The sequence below is a fragment of the Vibrio limimangrovi genome (genome assembly GCF_054064025.1).
Genome location: NZ_JBSUGF010000039.1, coordinates 1 through 1,145 on the forward strand (window position 1 = coordinate 1; position 1,145 = coordinate 1,145).

General features: G+C 50.7%; 1 protein-coding gene. It reads left to right on the forward strand.

Going from position 1 to position 1,145, the window contains the following annotated elements; genetic code table 11:
* Nucleotides 1-1,145 (forward strand): VCBS domain-containing protein (locus tag ACWYU8_RS21975; RefSeq protein WP_457521845.1); only part of this gene is annotated, 1,145 nt, incomplete at both ends.

Sequence of the window (1,145 nt, forward strand, 5' to 3'; positions counted from 1 at the left end):
ACGGGTCAGTATGGCCGTTTCAGTATTGATGAGCAGGGCCATTGGACCTACAGCGCAGACAACAGCAACCCAGCGATACAAGCATTGGGCCTGAATGGTCAGGGGGAAATTGTTGAGCGTTTCACGGTCAGCTCAGCGGATGGCAGTGCCAGCCGTGATGTAGTGGTCCGCATTATGGGCACGAACGATGGTCCGGTGGTTAACCATGCCATTAGTGGTGCGGTTGCTGACGAAGACACGGCATTCAGTTTGACTGTGCCTTCAGATACGTTCACCGATATCGACATCGGCGATACTCTGACACTATCAACAGGCACATTGCCAACCTGGCTGCACTTTGATGCGACGACTGGCACCTTCAGTGGCACACCAACCAACAGCGATGTGGGCAGCACGCCAGTCACGGTCACCGCGACAGACGAACATGGTGCTCAGGTATCGACCACCTTTGATTTGACCGTTAACAATGTCAATGATGCACCAGTGATGACACCAGTCTCAACGACAGTCCATGAGGGAGCGCCGGTTTTCCATGACCACCTGGCTGCGACAGATCCTGATGTTGGCGATCTGCTAACTTACAGTACCACCTCCTCAGAGCCCGGCTTTACCCTACATGCTGACGGTCGGTATTCGTTCGATTGCTCAAATAATGCCTACAACCATTTAGCAGCGGGCCAACAGCAAGATGTAATTATTCCAATCAAAGTGACAGACAGCAGTGGTTCTAGTACGACCAGTAGCTTGACGATAACCATCGTTGGTACTGATGATGCGCCGGAAGTCAGTGGACGCTATGTCGGTCAGCATGTGGAAGATGAATCTATTTTCAGTCGTCAACTCCATGTTTATGATCCGGATAGTAATGGTCCTTTTGAGTTCACCACGACTTCAACAGTGGCAGGGTTTACGTTACTTCCAGATGGTCACTGGAGTTTTGATCCGGGCGACGCGGCTTATCAGACTTTGGCGCAAGGTGAGCCAAAAACCATTGTGATCCCGATAACGGTTACAGATTCAAGGGGCGCAGGCACAACCAAGACAGATGCCATTACGATTAAACTGACGGGAACCAATGATACACCAGCGATAAATCATGTTATCACCGGACAAATTGCGGATGAGGATACGGCTTTCAGTTTTAC